The following is an 886-nucleotide window of genomic DNA, read 5'->3' as shown; positions in this document are numbered from 1 at the left end:
TCTGTTGCATCAAAAGCAGGTGGTGGTGCATCTGTTAGCTTGACGTTTTTAGAGCACAAAGATCAAGCAGCGTTTGATGATTTGTATAATTCTGTGCAATTATCACAAACAATAAAAGAGTCACTACTTCAAAGTTTAGATGAAATTAAAGGTAATATAGAAGCTGTCAGCGGTATATTGAACGTATATGACTTAGACGACTACAGTACAGCTAAAAGTAAAGATAAGCGTAAGTCGATTACATTTGATCGTGATGAAATTAGCAATCTTTATGTAAGTAATGAAGCTGCGCAACAGTCAACAGCGCTTATGGAAATTGCAGGGGATCAGATTACGTTAACATCAGGCCCTCAAGCAAAAGGAAGCACACTTGATAACAACAAGCGTGTGACTGTGACGTTTGAAGACCAAACACAATTGAACTATACGATTACAGGAACAGGTTCAAGTGGACCAGCATTCCACCCGGACGGTTTATTATTATTAGAAGTACCACCATTTAGTGTTGAAGATGTTACGACAACAACAGGTCAAGATGATCAGTTTGTCATTCATCAAACAGTACCAACACGTAATGTAACGAAGCGTACAACATTGCCTAAAGAAATCACGTTAGGTGTGCAAGTACCAGAAGGCGTTAAACTTACGTTGAAAGAGAACACAACATCACTGTTTACAGCAGATAAGAGTGTGAGTACAGATAATCAATTAACGATTGTAACAGGTAAAAATGGTGTTAAAAATCCAGATTTACTAAAACAACAAACATACTACAACAAAATTTATGACTTACCAATTACTGCAAGTCATGATTTAACTTTAGCAGATATTGAAAACAACACAGAAAAATGGCAAAAACTTCAACAGTATTACGATAAAGATGAAG

1 protein-coding gene is annotated in these 886 nt (G+C 36.3%); it reads left to right on the top strand.

Annotation, left to right across the window (positions count from 1 at the left end):
• A partial coding sequence (locus tag TP70_RS12370; RefSeq protein ID WP_044359229.1) for a hypothetical protein occupies nucleotides 1–886 on the top strand: 886 nt, incomplete at both ends.

The sequence above is a fragment of the Staphylococcus microti genome (genome assembly GCF_000934465.1).
In the GTDB taxonomy this organism is placed as follows: domain Bacteria; phylum Bacillota; class Bacilli; order Staphylococcales; family Staphylococcaceae; genus Staphylococcus; species Staphylococcus microti.
This window is presented reverse-complemented; position numbering and strand designations above follow the sequence as displayed.